This window comes from Tolypothrix sp. VBCCA 56010 (assembly GCF_050875635.1).
Lineage (GTDB): Bacteria > Cyanobacteriota > Cyanobacteriia > Cyanobacteriales > Nostocaceae > Hassallia.
Window position 1 is genome coordinate 47,832 of the sequence record NZ_JBPAOH010000033.1, and the last position, 14,885, is coordinate 62,716.

17 protein-coding genes are annotated in these 14,885 nt (G+C 41.5%); 7 read left to right on the forward strand and 10 right to left on the reverse strand.

Annotated elements, in window-relative coordinates:
* Positions 1-354 precede the first annotated feature (354 nt).
* The gene (locus AABK37_RS14000; RefSeq protein WP_432552170.1) at positions 355-1,302 is read right to left on the reverse strand and encodes an NAD-dependent epimerase/dehydratase family protein; all 948 of its coding nucleotides are present in this window, start codon (positions 1,300-1,302) and stop codon (positions 355-357) included.
* Positions 1,303-1,737: 435 nt separating this feature from the next.
* On the opposite strand from AABK37_RS14000, the gene purD reads away from it, so the two are divergent.
* From purD to nblS, 3 genes are read left to right on the forward strand one after another with little or no spacing between them, the layout of a single operon-like run.
* A complete protein-coding gene (gene purD / locus AABK37_RS14005) occupies positions 1,738-3,006 on the forward strand; it encodes a phosphoribosylamine--glycine ligase (protein ID WP_432552171.1) in 1,269 nt (422 codons plus the stop codon).
* 17 nt (positions 3,007-3,023) lie between these two features.
* Positions 3,024-3,254 carry a hypothetical protein gene (locus tag AABK37_RS14010; RefSeq protein ID WP_432552172.1) on the forward strand — a complete coding sequence of 77 codons (231 nt, stop codon included), beginning with the start codon at positions 3,024-3,026 and terminating at the stop codon, positions 3,252-3,254.
* 56 nt (positions 3,255-3,310) lie between these two features.
* The gene (nblS, locus tag AABK37_RS14015; RefSeq protein ID WP_432552173.1) at positions 3,311-5,242 is read left to right on the forward strand and encodes a two-component system sensor histidine kinase NblS; all 1,932 of its coding nucleotides are present in this window, start codon (positions 3,311-3,313) and stop codon (positions 5,240-5,242) included.
* 133 nt (positions 5,243-5,375) lie between these two features.
* Here nblS and AABK37_RS14020 read toward each other — a convergent pair whose 3' ends face one another.
* Positions 5,376-5,744 carry a hypothetical protein gene (locus tag AABK37_RS14020; RefSeq protein ID WP_432552174.1) on the reverse strand — a complete coding sequence of 123 codons (369 nt, stop codon included), beginning with the start codon at positions 5,742-5,744 and terminating at the stop codon, positions 5,376-5,378.
* Between the two features lie 289 nt (positions 5,745-6,033).
* On the opposite strand from AABK37_RS14020, the gene AABK37_RS14025 reads away from it, so the two are divergent.
* Positions 6,034-6,477: a retroviral-like aspartic protease family protein gene (locus tag AABK37_RS14025; RefSeq protein WP_432552175.1), complete on the forward strand. Its 444-nt coding sequence runs from the start codon at positions 6,034-6,036 to the stop codon at positions 6,475-6,477.
* A 681-nt stretch (positions 6,478-7,158) separates the two neighbouring features.
* Here the strand turns inward: AABK37_RS14025 and AABK37_RS14030 are convergent.
* The 4 genes from AABK37_RS14030 to AABK37_RS14045 all read right to left on the reverse strand — a co-directional run bounded on the left by AABK37_RS14030 (position 7,159) and on the right by AABK37_RS14045 (position 10,912).
* On the reverse strand, positions 7,159-8,172 hold the full coding sequence (locus AABK37_RS14030; RefSeq protein ID WP_432552176.1) for a hypothetical protein: 1,014 nt from the start codon (positions 8,170-8,172) through the stop codon (positions 7,159-7,161).
* A 604-nt stretch (positions 8,173-8,776) separates the two neighbouring features.
* The gene (locus AABK37_RS14035; RefSeq protein ID WP_432552177.1) at positions 8,777-9,199 is read right to left on the reverse strand and encodes a hypothetical protein; all 423 of its coding nucleotides are present in this window, start codon (positions 9,197-9,199) and stop codon (positions 8,777-8,779) included.
* Between the two features lie 369 nt (positions 9,200-9,568).
* Positions 9,569-10,504, reverse strand: coding sequence for an alpha/beta fold hydrolase (locus AABK37_RS14040; protein WP_432552178.1), 936 nt, complete (start codon positions 10,502-10,504; stop codon positions 9,569-9,571).
* Positions 10,505-10,711: 207 nt separating this feature from the next.
* The gene (locus AABK37_RS14045) at positions 10,712-10,912 is read right to left on the reverse strand and encodes a hypothetical protein (protein WP_432552179.1); all 201 of its coding nucleotides are present in this window, start codon (positions 10,910-10,912) and stop codon (positions 10,712-10,714) included.
* A gap of 31 nt (positions 10,913-10,943) precedes the next feature.
* On the opposite strand from AABK37_RS14045, the gene AABK37_RS14050 reads away from it, so the two are divergent.
* A complete protein-coding gene (locus AABK37_RS14050; protein ID WP_432552180.1) occupies positions 10,944-11,447 on the forward strand; it encodes a hypothetical protein in 504 nt (167 codons plus the stop codon).
* A gap of 89 nt (positions 11,448-11,536) precedes the next feature.
* Positions 11,537-12,406: a shikimate dehydrogenase gene (locus tag AABK37_RS14055; RefSeq protein WP_432552181.1), complete on the forward strand. Its 870-nt coding sequence runs from the start codon at positions 11,537-11,539 to the stop codon at positions 12,404-12,406.
* Here AABK37_RS14055 and AABK37_RS14060 read toward each other — a convergent pair.
* Both AABK37_RS14060 and AABK37_RS14065 read right to left on the reverse strand, forming a co-directional pair.
* A complete protein-coding gene (locus AABK37_RS14060; RefSeq protein WP_432552182.1) occupies positions 12,388-12,543 on the reverse strand; it encodes a hypothetical protein in 156 nt (51 codons plus the stop codon). The genes AABK37_RS14055 and AABK37_RS14060 overlap by 19 nt on opposite strands.
* Before the next feature lie 5 nt (positions 12,544-12,548).
* The gene (locus tag AABK37_RS14065) at positions 12,549-13,160 is read right to left on the reverse strand and encodes a hypothetical protein (protein ID WP_432552183.1); all 612 of its coding nucleotides are present in this window, start codon (positions 13,158-13,160) and stop codon (positions 12,549-12,551) included.
* 138 nt (positions 13,161-13,298) lie between these two features.
* Between AABK37_RS14065 and AABK37_RS14070 the strand changes: the two genes are divergently transcribed.
* Positions 13,299-13,730, forward strand: coding sequence for a biotin carboxylase (locus AABK37_RS14070; protein ID WP_432552184.1), 432 nt, complete (start codon positions 13,299-13,301; stop codon positions 13,728-13,730).
* Positions 13,731-13,773: 43 nt separating this feature from the next.
* Here the strand turns inward: AABK37_RS14070 and AABK37_RS14075 are convergent, their stop codons facing one another.
* Complete coding sequence (locus tag AABK37_RS14075) at positions 13,774-14,601, reverse strand: RNA-guided endonuclease InsQ/TnpB family protein (protein WP_432552185.1); 828 nt, start codon at positions 14,599-14,601, stop codon at positions 13,774-13,776.
* A gap of 13 nt (positions 14,602-14,614) precedes the next feature.
* Positions 14,615-14,824 (reverse strand): helix-turn-helix domain-containing protein, encoded by a 210-nt coding sequence (locus AABK37_RS14080; RefSeq protein ID WP_432552186.1) that lies wholly within the window; start codon positions 14,822-14,824, stop codon positions 14,615-14,617.
* Positions 14,825-14,885 lie beyond the last annotated feature (61 nt).

Sequence of the window (14,885 nt, forward strand, 5' to 3'; positions counted from 1 at the left end):
GAATCAGGACTTACGCACTCCTTGATGGAAAAACGAACCGCGTTCGCGTTGGCGAAGCCTCTCGAAGAGAAGCGTCTCCGAAGGAGAAGACACGTTCGCGCAGCGTCTCCCTTAGGAGAAGGACACGTTCGCGCTTCGCGTCTCGTTCGCGCTTCGCGTCTCCGACAGGAGAAGAGAAGAAATAAGAGTTTGAGAGGTATTTTGCGTAAGTCCTAAGAATATAGCGATATTATATGGCGGGTTGTAGGGGCACGGCAGTGCCGTGCCCCTACGGGTGTACCTCATTAAACCGAGAAACGCTATATTTGTAGGGTGCGTTAACGAAGTGTAACGCACCATTTGCGACAAAGATGCTTAATACAACGCCTTCACCCACTCCCACTCCTGCATCAAACCTTCTCTGAGAGAAACTTTAGGCTGATATCCCAAAATTCTCTGTGCCTTGGATACATCCGCTGCTGTGTGACGCGCATCTCCCATCGCTTTTTCAATATGATTTCTCTTGATGGGTTTGCCGACAATTTCCTCCATCGTGTCCAACACTTGTTTTAACACCACCCTGCTACCACCGCCAATATTAAAGATTTCGCCCACAGCTTCGGGTACGCTGGCAGCGGCTAAATTAGCCGCGACAGCATCACTAATAAAAGTAAAGTCCCGCGTTTGCAACCCATCGCCATAAATCGGAATCGCTTCATCCTGCAAAATCGATTTGAAGAACTTATGAAACGCCATATCCGGGCGCTGTCTCGGACCGTAAACTGTAAAATAACGCAACGCCACAAAAGGCACGCCAAAGTTTTTTTGATACAGTCCGCACAACCTTTCAGCTGCTAGCTTGGTAATACCGTAAGGCGAAACTGGTGCCGGACAAATTTTCTCATGGGTGGGTAGAGTTTCCGCATCACCATACACGCTAGAAGTTGAAGCAAATACTAACCTTTTCAGGTGTTTGGCATCCTTTGCCGCTTCCAATAAAATTTGGGTAGCGCTGATGTTCCGTTCAGTGTAAGCACGGAAACCTTGACCCCAACTAGCACGTACTCCCGCCTGTGCTGCTTGATGGTAAACTACTTCAACGTCTTTGAGGAGTGTTTGCCAATTCAAAAACTGAATATTTCCTTCAATTAATTCAAAATTTGGGAACCAATGTAAATGTGCAACATTCTTACGCTTTAAAGCGGGGTCGTAATAATCGTTAAACTCATCAATTCCGATTACTTCATCGCCTTGTTTCAGCAATGTTTCTGCAAGCTGAGAACCAATAAACCCCGCTGCGCCGGTGACAATAACTTTAGCCATGTTCTGTGATTTTTGGATATTTTATCAATTTGAATATTCCCAGGTTAATCTTTACACCCAGGTAAACGCCAATACTTTAGGATTATTTTTTGAAACAATTATTTGCAGATGAAACTCGTTACTTGAAAATACCTAAATACTGTGGTTTTTTGGCAAAAACATCAGTATATTTGTTGATTGTTTCTCGATATATTGCCGTAACTATACGTAGGATATTATTTAAATCTTGCAAAAAATTACATCACAAAACATTACTGAGAATTAATGTAATATAGGTTACGTAGTAAGCACTTCAGTGCTTGATTTAAAGCACTGAAGTGCTTACTACGACGAAATAACAATCAATTCCTGATGGGGGGCTTGCATCAGCGTCAGAATTGATGGAAAAATTGATTGGCGAAAAGACTTAAGGCATAATCATCGCAAGGAAAGCGCGTGAAAGTTTTAGTTGTTGGTAGTGGAGGGCGGGAACATGCTCTAGCATGGAAACTGCTGCAATCTAAGCAAGTTGAGCAAGTTGTGTGCGTGCCGGGAAATGGTGGTACGGCTTCTTTAGAACGCTGTGAAAATTTACCTCTGGCGGTAGATGACTTTGAAGGTATCAGCCGCTATTCTCTACAAAATAACATTTCTTTGGTGGTCGTTGGTCCAGAAGTACCGCTGGCAAAGGGAATTACCGACTATCTGCAAAATAAAGGTTTGATGGTTTTTGGTCCAACGAGAGCGGGAGCGCAAATTGAGGCAAGTAAGGCTTGGGCAAAAGCTTTGATGCAGGAAGCGAAAATTCCCACAGCGAAGGCTGCGGTATTTACGGAGGCAAAAGCAGCTAAATCATATGTGAAATCGCAGGGCGCACCAATTGTTGTCAAGGCTGATGGTTTGGCGGCTGGTAAGGGCGTAACTGTGGCAGCAACAGTGGAACAGGCACAGGCGGCTATTGATGCGATTTTTCAAGGGCAGTTTGGCAGCGCTGGAGAATTTGTAGTTATTGAAGAGTGTTTAACTGGGCAGGAAGTGTCAGTTTTAGCCTTGACGGATGGATTGACGATTCGCCCTTTATTACCCGCTCAGGATCATAAGCGAATTGGCGAGGGCGATACAGGAGATAATACTGGAGGAATGGGAGCTTATGCCCCAGCACCGATCGCTACACCGCAAATTATGGAATGCGTGCAAAAAGAAGTGCTAGAGAAAGCGATCGCCATCCTCAAAACCAAAAACATCGACTATCGAGGCATTCTCTACGCCGGCTTAATGATTGCCCCAGATGGCAATTTTAAAGTTTTAGAATTTAACTGTCGCTTTGGCGACCCAGAAACGCAAGTTATTCTCCCACTGTTAGAAACACCCTTAGAAGAATTAATGATTGCCTGCGTCCAGCAACGCCTGGGAGACATGCCGCCGATCGCTTGGAAAGGTGGGGCATCTGCAACTGTCGTCGCTGCCGCAGGCGGCTATCCTGGGGCGTATGAGAAAGGAAAAGTAATCACAGGCATTGAACAAGCTTTATCCGCAGGAACTAATGTATTTCATGCTGGGACAAAGTTGCTTACTCAGCAAGTAGTGACAGATGGCGGTCGGGTGTTGAATGTCATCGGCATAGGAGAGAATTTTGATCGAGCGATCGCTTCTGCATACGCCGGCATCAAATGCATCCACTTTGAGGGAATGTATTATCGGCGCGATATTGGTCATCGGGCATAGGGCATGGGGCATAGGGCATGGGGCAGGGGGCAGGGGGCATGGGGGATGGGACAAGGAGACAAGGGGACAAGGAGACAAGGGGACAAGGGGGACAAGGGGGACAAGGGGGACAAGGAAGAATTTATCCGATTCTCAATGCCCAATGCCCAATGCCCAATGCCCAATGCCCAATGCCCAATGCCCAATGCCCAATGCCCAATGCCCAATGCCCAATGCCCAATGCCCGACTAACATATTTGTCAAATTAACTGTTAATTTTTAGTTGTTGGGGTTTATAAGAGAAACTACTAACAATTTATTTAAAATGCTGGCTTTTTTTAAAACAATCCGAGAAGCGATCGCCAATTGGTGGTCGGAGTTCACTCTCCAGACCAAGCTTTTGGCTGCTGCCACTTTAGTGGTTTCTTTAATTATGAGCGGTCTAACCTTCTGGGCGGTGAATACGATTCAGCAGGATGCACGTCTGAATGATACCCGCTTCGGTCGTGACCTCGGACTGCTACTTGCTGGTAACATTGCCCCGCTGATTGCTAACCAAAATCTCACCGAAGTTGCCCAATTTTCCCAACGCTTTTACAGCAGCACCTCTAGCGTGCGTTACATGCTGTATGCTGATGAAACTGGGAAAATCTTTTTTGGCATTCCCTTTTGGGAACCAGAGGTAGAAACGTCCCTAACAATTGAGCGTCGGATACAGCTACCAGATGATTATGCTACCGATGCAGACAAGCCGATGGTGCGACAACATCAGTCGCCGGATGGAGTCGTAACTGATGTATTTGTGCCTTTGATTGCTGATAACAAATATTTGGGTGTATTAGCGATCGGCATTAATCCCAATCAAACCGCAGTCATTTCTACAAATTTTACCCGCGATGTCACCATTGCCGTATTTATCACGATTTGGGTAATGGTGATTTTGGCAGGAGTAGTCAACGCTTTGACCATTACCAAGCCAATTAAAGAACTTTTAGCCGGAGTAAAACAAATTGCTGCCGGAAATTTTCAGCAGCGAATTGACTTACCACTAGGTGGGGAACTAGGAGAGTTAATTTTAAGCTTTAATGACATGGCAGAGCGTTTGGAGAGTTACGAAGAACAAAATATTGAAGAACTGACGGCAGAAAAAGCCAAGTTAGAAACGTTGGTTTCCACCATTGCTGATGGTGCAGTGCTGATTGACAACAACATGCAGGTGATATTAGTCAACCCCACAGCGCGGCGAATTTTTGGCTGGGGAAATAGTCATGTCGAAGGTAGTAGTCTATTGTCTCATTTGCCCTCAGCAGTGCAAATGGAAATCACCCGACCCTTGTATGAAATGGCAGCAGGGGAGTGCGAAAGCGCTGAGTTTCGCATCCCGATTAGCGAACCTACCAAGCGCACCATCCGCATTCTTTTAACTACAGTTCTCAACCAGCAACGGGAGAATATTAAAGGTATCGCCATCACCGTGCAAGATATTACCCGTGAAGTAGAACTAAACGAGGCAAAAAGCCAATTTATCAGCAACGTTTCCCACGAATTGCGAACTCCTTTATTTAATATCAAATCGTTTATCGAAACTCTGCACGAATACGGTGAAGATTTGGGTGTAAATCAACGGCGGGAATTTCTAGAAACAGTTAACCATGAAACCGATCGCTTGACTCGTCTGGTTAATGATGTTTTGGATTTGACCAAGCTAGAATCTGGTCGCAATTATCACTTTAATGGAGTCGATTTGGCGCAAGCGATCGACCAAACTCTACGTACTTACCAACTTAATGCTAGAGATAAAGGCATCGAACTTATTCAAGAAGTTGCCCCAAACTTACCGCTAGTAGTCGGTAACTACGATTTGTTACTGCAAGTGTTAGCAAATCTCGTTGGTAATTGCCTGAAATTTTCTCTTGCTGGTGGCAAAGTTGCAATTCGCACTTATCAATTAGACTCAAAACCCAATCACAACCAGCCAGGTCAAGTGCGCGTAGAAGTCTCCGATACTGGTATTGGCATTCCTCTAGAAGACCAAAAAGCAATTTTTGACCGCTTCTTCCGGGTTGAAAACAGAGTTCACACTTTAGAAGGCACAGGTTTAGGACTATCGATTGTCAGAAATATCATTGAAGAAAAGCATCACAGTAAAGTCCATCTCGTGAGTGAAGTTGGCGTTGGTACAACTTTTTGGTTTGATTTAACCGTTTTTAATGAAGATGCAATTCAAGTTTTTGTTGAGGGTGCAAATGTAGTTTAAATTTTTGGTTGATAGTTGATAGTTAATGGTTGATAGTTGATAGTTGATGGTTGATAGTTGATAGTTGATGGTTGTTATTCCGCTATCTACTATTTACTAACTCCTAACTCCTAACCAGTCATTTGCTATTTTATCATCTAAATAAAGCTATCAACAAACATACTAATACTAAACTTAGTAACAATAACAAAGACGAATTGCGTTTAATCCAGCTTTTCACAGTTGCAGCAAAGCTGGTGTTTTCGCGTTGTTGTTGCAACTCTAACTTGCTCTCTTCAATGTTTTGATAGAGAGTACATTCTTTAGCATAAGGACGTTGAGGAAAGTTACAACTATCATCAGCATGGTAGGTGCAACTGTCGCACAAATACTCTTTCCCGGTAGCACGGTGTAAGGGAATGCCGGGATGTCCGAATGCTTTGAGAGCTGTGCGGCAATGGGGACAGGTGACAGCTTGACTGTCAACGAGTTGATGACAACGGGGACAAGATACAGTAGCCAAAACTTGAACGTCAATAAATAAACATTCTGATTTTAGCTATTTACAGCAAAGGATGGAGCGATTTAAGATTTAGAATTTGGGATTGGGTATTATTAATTTGTATCTTTGCAACAATCCTAAATCATTTATAAAATTCTCTTCTTTCTCTTTTTCTGTGTCCTCCGCGTTCTGGAGCGGTAGCCTACGGCAAGCCGCTTGCGCGTCTACGTTTCTCATAAATCAAATATAAATATTTTCAGTATTTGAATTTAAATACAGATACAATCAAAATAAAAGTCTTAGTAAAAAAATGATGGGAGCAGTTCACGCTAAAGTCAAGTTAACCAATGCTATAGATGAAGCGCTAATAAATCGAGGTTTGCTAGCACCAACTTTATTGCGCGAGCATGAAACTCAAGGATTAGTTGATACAGGGGCAGTATCTTTAGTAATTCCAGCAGATATTGTAGAACAGCTAGGTTTGCGAATTCGCGCTTCACGGGTTGCTCAATACGCTAATGGAAGTGAAGAACGTGTAGGAGTCACTGAACCCGTAATCATTGAGTGTGAAGGACGTGAAACTGTTGCAGAGGCTTTAGTTGTAGGTAATGAGGTGTTGATTGGTCAGGTGATTTTGGAACAGTTAGATTTACTGGTAGATTGCAAAAATCAGCGCTTGATACCGAATCCAGCTAACCCTGATTATCCAGTGGCAATGATTAAGTGTTTATGCGATGTAAGCGCGACAAGCTGATGCAGCGTCTACGCTTCTCAATATACTTCAGTTAGCTTGCTTATTTATCAAAAAACTACCATATATTTCAAAATTAAACGAAACGTTAACTTTATTAAACTACCGATTTCAATTTCAGATTCGAGTGATAACTTAAATAGTAGGACACCAAACAAACCACAACCAAAGTCAAAGGGCAAATGACTTCGTGTCCCCCGTCATCAGCCCAAGCAAATAGCAGCATAAAAATAAGTGGCACTGCCCCTAAGTTGAATAGGGAAGCCAAATCCTAAAACGGAAAAACGTAAATATGCTGAGTTTGCCCGTTGTTGTATCCACCTTAGTAGTTGACTGATTCTATTACTTAGCAAGTTTAACAATTTGAGAATCACAAATTTTGAAAAACCTGGTCAACCTTGACCAGGTTTTTGAATGTTTTAGTATAAATTTTACCTATTTTAAATTTATCAACTAGCCAGCATATGTAAAATGAAGAATCGGGCATACTCGGATTAATCGAGATTTCTAGGGCTAAAAACGGCAAAACCTGCCTGTGAGGGGTATCGGCAGGATTAGGGATTACAATTGTCACTCCAAAGTAACGCAAATGTCAAGGAGTATGACGGGGTTAAATTCTTTCAACCAAATATTAAAATGTTGTAAGAAGTTAAGTGTACAAAACACCTAAATAACAACAAACTCCTATAACTCATCGCGTAACTCATCGTGTTCTGGAAAGAACTTATCGTCTTTTTGAAACGTATAACCAATTATTGGTCGATAAACTTTATCAGGTTTAGGTTCGTTATACATCTCTTCTTTTACAGAATTAACCTTTTTCTCTATTAATTTTAGATTTAAACTTTTATATGCGTTGTCAAAGTTCTCTTTGTCTTTTTTATCGGGATTATAGAGTATAACTCTACCATTATCTTTATTTAAAACTCGTAAAATCTCCTTGGCTACTTCAGGCTTAATAGGAGAGCCCATCACTGTTACATTACTAACTATCCCATCTTTAATTGGCAAGGAAAATGGTAAGTCTTGTTTGTTCTCATATTCACGCACTGCCAAAAAGTACTCAGGGTCAATTATCTCAGATAATAATGTATCCTTCTTTGCAATCATTGGTCCTCTTACACTTTCATTAGAAAGTCTTTGATCAAATTTACTGATAAGATAAGTATTATGAAATCCCGATATCTGGTTGTCAGAGGTTATAATTCGACCTTCTCCCCATACATCTAAGAGATCTATTTTATCTAAATCAGCACGATAAGCAGTACTTGCTTCATAAACAATGTCGTAATTTTTATCATCTTCGCGTGCATATATTCCGTCGGGATTTCCTGCAACTTCATCGTATTCCTGTGATTTCTTACAACTTGATTCAACATCTTTTTTTGATGTCTTTGAGAAAAATTTCCAGTCACTAGTAGGATTTCTTTTTTCCCAGTGACCGTCCATATAAAACCAGTTATTATCTGGAAATAGTCCCCATTTCCAATCTCTAGTATCATTGTCTTTAAAATAACAAGCAGGGTAAGCATAATTAGCATAACCGCCATACACATTAGCTTCTGAGATAGGTACAAATGCAAACAGGGACAAAATCGTCGTAAGCAAGCTTAGAAATACTAACTTTACTGACAATTTAGAAAAAATGTTCAGTTTTTGAAGTAATTTGGTTTGCAAGTTGACATTTTGATTAGCCATAAGTCCTCCAAATTTGTAAGGAATGATTTTTGCACTGAGAACAGTTAAGACTTATGTATTGACATAAATTTGATTGTGTGCATAAGTCTGACTTAATTTAGTCAACAGAAGTGAAGCATGATGAGCTTTCCTTCTATATTTTGTATGGGAGTGAAAAAATCAAATTATGCAATGTGGAATAAAGATTAAAAAATTTATCAAGAAAGATAGTGCGTCAGTTCCGGTTATCCCACTATTAATTGCACAAGCTCGTGTTAACTTATATCTTGCACCTACACCCTAGAAGGGTGAGGCTATACAAACAAAGCCTGCCTACGCAGGCTAAAAAACTTGATTTTTCGTGTTCTTACGAGAAAAGTTAAGTTTTAGAAAAACATAGAAATCCAGTATTAACACGTTGGTGCAAGATGTGAGTTAAAGCGAATTAATATAGATGTCGTCTCAATAGTATTAGACGACATTACTGAAACTTCTTACACAAACGGATTGCATAAGGTTTATTTATGAGAAATAGGTTTCTCAACATCGGTGTAGTTGCTGAAAAGTAAAAAACCCGCCACGGGGACGGGGTTTAAAAGGATTATTCTTTCATAATTTTAAGTAATCAACGATAAACAAGGTCGTGACTACTATCCTCCTCGTCCATAGCTGCATATATTCCGTCGGGATTTCCTGCAACCTTATAGTATTCTTGTGAATTAGCACAACTTAATCTAACTTCTTTTTCAAGTGTGTCTGAAACAAATTTCTTGTTACCAGTATCAACGTTTTTTTCCCAGTGACCACGCATTACAAACCAGGAATCGTCTACATTTAGTCCCCATTTATAAACTCTAGTACCATTGTCGTTAAAGTAACAAACAGGGTAAGCATATGGTTCATCGGCAAATGCACTAGCTACTGAGATAGGTGCAAATAGGTACAAAATCGTAAGCAAGCTTAGAATTACTAACTTTGCGGACATTTTAGAAAAAATGTTCAGTTTTTGAAGTAATTTGGTTTGCAAATTGACATTTTGGTTAGCCATAAGTCCTCTAAATTTCTAAAGAATGATTTTGCACTGAAAGGAGTTAAGACTAATGCATTGACAAAAATTTGATTGTGTGCATAAGCCTTACTTGGTTTACACAACAGAAGTTAAACACTTTTACGTGCTTCTTCACTATCTTTAGAATGGGTGTAAGCACCATCAATTTATGCAGTTTTTGGATAGAGATGGAAAAATTTCACAGGACTTACGCAACTGGCACATGGGTCTCGATGCCAGTTGCGTAAGTCCTGTCTTAATAAACCTGCGATCGCCACTGAAATTATTAGCGACCAAATAGATCGAGAAATTAAGTCATATCTGAAATAAATCTGCTTGTAGTAAGCGCTTAAGCGCTTACTAAAAACACTATGCAATAGACAAAACCCAATCTCGTAAAAGTGGGTTTAGTTGATTCGGTACTTCATCATGAGGACAATGACCGGCTTGCAAGAAGTATTCCGTTAGTTGAGGATAGTATTGGCGAAACTTCCCAGAACGTTCTCTGGCATTCATCCAAGGGTCAGCTTCCCCCCATAACATCAACAACGGACAAGTTAATTGCTGCAATAACACATCATTTTTCTCTCCTTGAGGAGTGCTAAACATCGAAGCAAATACATCCACCGCACCAGGATCGTTAGAAGGTCGATGAATTTCTTCTATCAACTGGTCTGTAATCGCACTTTTGTCAAGATACACTTTCTCTAAAGTTTGGCGAATTACCCAACGCTGTCGCACATATTGAAATAAAATAAACTGCGCTAACGGTTGTTGAAAAATCCATTTCACAACGTCACCAAATAGTTTTTGCAGTGCGTCTGTTTGCTTGGGAGGCTGAATTTCTGGTTGCAAAGCTTCCGGTTCTGATGAAGTCTGATTTTCGCTAAAGGGTCCGGCACTGTTAAGCAAAACCAAACCCGCTGCCGCATCAGGACGTTGCGCTGCTAAACACAAGCAAGCGTACCCACCAAGGGAATTACCTGCTAAAACCGCTTTTTCACCAATCACTTCAGTGATAAAGTCATAAAGTTGGTCGCGCCATAAGTTACCGCTATATTCCAACTTCGGTTTAGCTGAACGTCCGTATCCCAAAAGGTCGATCGCAAAAACTTCAAAATCGTTACACAGTCCTGTGATATTCTTACGCCAGTGGTCAGTAGAAGCACCAAACCCATGCACTAACAGCAAAGGTGGACGTTGAGGTTTTTTTTCTCCCGCTCTTACGTAGTAAACGTTGTGCCCTCGCCACTGCCAGTATTTTCCCGGAATCGGGGTTGTAGCTGGGTGTGTAGTTGCCTGCATGATATGACGAAATGTTAAGTAACCTTTAATAATTGTAGCTCGGCATTCTCTGGCTATAAGCTGATTATTTATTTTAAAGGTTGGTATTGTTAGTTGATAGTAGATATTGGTTATTGGTATAGGTAGGTTGAGTAGTACCTTGTAAAAATTACTTTAAGTTAAATCATCATCACTTAAAGTCAGTAATGTATTGTGTATTAAATTACTTTAAGTAGAATCATTACTATCTTCTAATTCACTTAATGCCTTAGCTATAGCCTGTCTACACAATTCTGCATAGTTATCCAAAGATTTAAGTTTTTGTTTCATCGGCTTGCTAATTCTAATGGTCAAGGTTTCAGTTAACGGTACATCTCTATCTGTGGTAAATGGTTGCAGATTGTCTGGGTTCCCCTTGGGGTTAGGCATTATTTAGAAATGTAAAAAAATATAGATTGAGATGTGTACATGTGAATTAATAGTTAATTGGCGGTTGAAACTTTCCACGGTATGCAACCGCCAATATCCATCAATATCAATCAACGGACATTATCATTTTATGTTCACTAGAAGCGAATTAGAAATCAAAACCTTAGGGGAACTTAAGGGACTCTGCAAGCAGTATGGATTGAAGCCACTGGGAAACCCTAGTTATAAAACTGCTTGGATTGATACTTTATTGACCTTTGCAGCTATTGCCTTACGTCAGATGAAGGAAGGGGAAGGATTAAGGAGAATCACCTTTAAAGGCTATCAGGACTTAGGGCAAGCATTGGATCAAATGGGAGAACCTACCGACCAACAAGCGGCATTGATTAGAGCAACGATGCAAGGGAAGCGTTTAGAGTACCCCCATCGCTATGACCAAGAAACGCTGCTTAACTTGCATAAAGCTAAGATGCAATTAGAACAAGTAAGGGCACAACAATGTTGTGCCCCTACCTGTGTACCTCCTGCAACCTGAAAAACGCTGTATGTTGTTGAAATTACTTAAAGTAATTACTTAAAGTTGAGCATTAATTCAAACTTAGAAGCTGAAAGTGTTGATTTTAAATGATAACTGGAAAAACGAAACTGTTAGGAGTAATTGGGCATCCGGTTGAACATTCGCTGTCACCGTTGATGCATAATGCAGCTCTGGAATCTTTGGGATTAGATTACGTTTATCTGCCTTTTCCCATTAAACCAGATGATTTGCCGAAAGCTATTCAAGGCTTTTTGGCGATTGGCGTTACAGGCTTTAACGTGACAATTCCTCACAAACAGGCGATTATGAGTTGTTTATCGGCAATTCATCCAATTGCTAAATCTGTAGGTGCGGTAAATACTGTTCTTCGTAAAGATAACCATTGGATTGGGACAAACACTGATATAGAAGGATTTATCTCTCCTCTACAAACAACGTATAGGCGAAATTGGCAGCAGACGGTAGCTGTAATTTTAGGCAATGGTGGGGCATCTCGCGCTGTTGTAGTCGGTTGTGTCCAGCTTGGTTGTACGCAAGTTCATGTAATTGGGCGCAATGAGGAGAAGTTGAAAGAATTCCGCAATAGTTGGGATAATTTACCGCCAGAAGTGAACTTGCATATACATAAATGGGAGGAAATGTCAAGGATAATTCCCCAAGCACATCTGTTGGTAAACACAACGCCAATGGGAATGCATCCCAATGTTGATGTGTCGCCTTTAAGTGCAGAGGAAATGAGGGATTTGCCTAGAGGAGCGATCGCCTACGATTTAATATACAATCCTAGCCCAACACGATTTCTCCAACTAGCACGACAACAAGGTGCGATCGCCATTGACGGCTTAGAAATGCTAGTCCAGCAAGGTGCATCAGCCTTAAGAATCTGGTTAGATTTAGAAACCGTCCCCGTAGACATCATGCGCCAAACACTAAGAAATCACCTCGGTTGGCGGTGAGGGGATGAGGGGAGGGGGAGACAAGGGGACAAGGGGACAAGGGGACAAGGAGAATTTTTGAATAATACTCCCCTTGTCCCCCCATCCCCCCATCTCCCCCATCTCCCTTGTCTCCCCCATCTCCCTTGTCTCCCCACTCCCCCTACCTCCTCAGCCAGCGCCAGTTATAACGATTCCATTCGTAAATTCCTTGAATTTCGTATTCAGTACCGTTGGTAAAGCGGATGATGCAATTGGTGTATGTATCATCGCCATTGCCAATTTGATTTACTTGAATTACTGTGCAGGGAAACCATTCGCGGGTACACGGACCATTTTCTTGTACCCATTCCCATAAAGCATTGGAAATTTCGATGCGATCGCCTATCCTGAGTTTTAGTGCATCCTCAAAATAAGAATACTTTTCAAAATGATATGGCTCAACGCGATTTAGCCATTGCAAACCGTAGCGTTTGCGAACAAAATTTACTGTTCCAGAGTCCTTTTGTTGCAGCCAATCGTTAAGTAATTGTACTTTCCAAGTGCGGTTGTGTTGCTCTTGTGTTTTGACGAACTCTAAAAATACTTCTAATTCCGCCGGCGTAAGTTCGTCTAAGGGATTGCGAAGATCTGCAACACCAGCATAAGAGTTTTCCTGAATTTCCGAAATCACTTGCAGTAATATCTGTTTCTGCATATCAGTGAGAGGACAGCTGGCTGCATCACAACTATTAAATGCTGCTTGCAAGGCGGCTTCAATCTCATCAGGACTCATAATTTCAGGGCAATTGAGCGAATATATTTCTTAATTATTACAAATCTTAAAAACAACTTTCCAACTTTCTTTGGAGTTAAATTCAAGGTAAGCTGGGGTGAAAGCTATCTATTATTGAATTTATTTACGGTGTCTTTTATGCGGTTGCGCTCCAAAACGCTTGTTTTCATTTGCTGTGTCATCGGGGTTCTTTCGTGGGTGTTTACTCCGCCCGCTGTAGCGCTGACACAAGTTAAACTATTCGATATTTCCTATCATGAGTGTCCACCAGAACTGGCAAAAGGAGCTGTTACCAGTAGCGGTTCTAGAGCTGCTAACTGCTTTATTGTCACTGGTAAAGCTCAAAATGATACTAACAAAACAGTTTACGATGCAGATATTTTTGGGCGCATCTATGATGCTAACGGCGATTCGGTAATGCAAAATCGTACCCGTCTGGGTTCAATTGCGGAAATACCACCAGGTATCAGTGATTTTGATTTGAGAATTTCTGTAGCTGCGAATCAGCCTACCCCATTGAAGCTGAAGCAGTTTAAAGCTGCGGGATTTAGCGGTCAAGTCCGGCGTTAATGAGTTGAATTGATACTCCCCACGGCTATAAGGCGGGGGATTCTTAGGTCGCGGGGATTCCGATGAATTTACCCTCACTAAGCATCTTCACCGTGTATCCCACGGCTGCAAGTCCTATGAGACAGACTATCTGCGCTGCTGCCACATCTCTATTAGTGGTATATCCGCAATTTGAGCAAGCATGAATACGCTCTGACAAGTCTTTTTTTCCTGTCTCTGTTTGACAGTTTGGACAAATCTGACTTGTCTTTCTACTATTAACTTTCTGGAAATACACGCCGCGTTTAAAGCAACACTGCTCAAGTATTTGGAAGAACTGCCCCCATCCCGCATCTAAGCAGTGCTTGCCAAGTATCCCGCGAGATAGCCCGATTAAATTCAAGTCTTCTACAAATACCATCCCAGCGCCGTCACATATTCGGTGCGCTGTTTTCCAGTGAAAGTCTTTCCTGGCATTAGCAATGTGTTCATGCAAGGAGCGCACCTTCATTTGAGCTTTACGCCAATTACTCGATCCTAATTTCTTGCGACTAACTCGTTGTTGTAGCAATTTAAGCTTACATTGGAGGTCTACAAAAAACTTAGGGCGCTTGACATTTAACCCATTTGAAGTGGCGACAAAATCTATTAAACCTACATCCACACCCAACGCTTCACCATGAGGCATTGGAGACGGTACAGATACATCCCATTGCAGGGTTAGCATCACGTACCATCCGGAAGCACGTTTAACTATTCGAGCTTGTTTGATTATTGCGTTGTCCGGAATTGAGCGCGAGGAGCGAATTTTAACCGCACCGATAACAGGCAATTTAATATACCCGTTAATTAATGGGTCTTTCCCTAATTGGGGAAAAGAAAAAGACCGCATCCTACCTGGCTTCTTAAACCTTGGGAACCCGTGATTTTGTTCCCACATACCAGTCTTTCCGTTCAGCCAAAGCATAGTTATAAACTTTTCTGTGAGTTTCTAACCATTCTTCAAATACTGTTATTTGGTTTTTCGTTGGCTTTAACTTAAATTCGTAAGTCAGGTTAAACATTTGCATCACCTGTTCTATATTTACTGGACATCCTTGGACATCGCTCAACATTTCTTGCTTCAACCTGGGGAGTCGGCTCCTTGCAGTCCACAAGCGTTAAGTTCGGGCGGCG

Excerpts from the sequence above, each read along its gene's own strand:
- AABK37_RS14000 (WP_432552170.1), bottom strand. The coding sequence starts at position 1,302 with ATGGCTAAAGTTATTGTCACCGGCGCAGCGGGGTTTATTGGTTCTCAG.
- AABK37_RS14010 (WP_432552172.1), top strand. The coding sequence starts at position 3,024 with ATGGGGCAGGGGGCAGGGGGCATGGGGGATGGGACAAGGAGACAAGGG.
- nblS (WP_432552173.1), top strand. The coding sequence starts at position 3,311 with ATGCTGGCTTTTTTTAAAACAATCCGAGAAGCGATCGCCAATTGGTGG.
- AABK37_RS14025 (WP_432552175.1), top strand. The coding sequence starts at position 6,034 with ATGATGGGAGCAGTTCACGCTAAAGTCAAGTTAACCAATGCTATAGAT.
- AABK37_RS14030 (WP_432552176.1), bottom strand. The coding sequence starts at position 8,172 with ATGGCTAATCAAAATGTCAACTTGCAAACCAAATTACTTCAAAAACTG.
- AABK37_RS14035 (WP_432552177.1), bottom strand. The coding sequence starts at position 9,199 with ATGGCTAACCAAAATGTCAATTTGCAAACCAAATTACTTCAAAAACTG.
- AABK37_RS14040 (WP_432552178.1), bottom strand. The coding sequence starts at position 10,504 with ATGCAGGCAACTACACACCCAGCTACAACCCCGATTCCGGGAAAATAC.
- AABK37_RS14045 (WP_432552179.1), bottom strand. The coding sequence starts at position 10,912 with ATGCCTAACCCCAAGGGGAACCCAGACAATCTGCAACCATTTACCACA.
- AABK37_RS14050 (WP_432552180.1), top strand. The coding sequence starts at position 10,944 with ATGTGTACATGTGAATTAATAGTTAATTGGCGGTTGAAACTTTCCACG.
- AABK37_RS14055 (WP_432552181.1), top strand. The coding sequence starts at position 11,537 with ATGATAACTGGAAAAACGAAACTGTTAGGAGTAATTGGGCATCCGGTT.
- AABK37_RS14065 (WP_432552183.1), bottom strand. The coding sequence starts at position 13,160 with ATGAGTCCTGATGAGATTGAAGCCGCCTTGCAAGCAGCATTTAATAGT.
- AABK37_RS14070 (WP_432552184.1), top strand. The coding sequence starts at position 13,299 with ATGCGGTTGCGCTCCAAAACGCTTGTTTTCATTTGCTGTGTCATCGGG.
- AABK37_RS14075 (WP_432552185.1), bottom strand. The coding sequence starts at position 14,601 with ATGCGGTCTTTTTCTTTTCCCCAATTAGGGAAAGACCCATTAATTAAC.
- AABK37_RS14080 (WP_432552186.1), bottom strand. The coding sequence starts at position 14,824 with ATGTTGAGCGATGTCCAAGGATGTCCAGTAAATATAGAACAGGTGATG.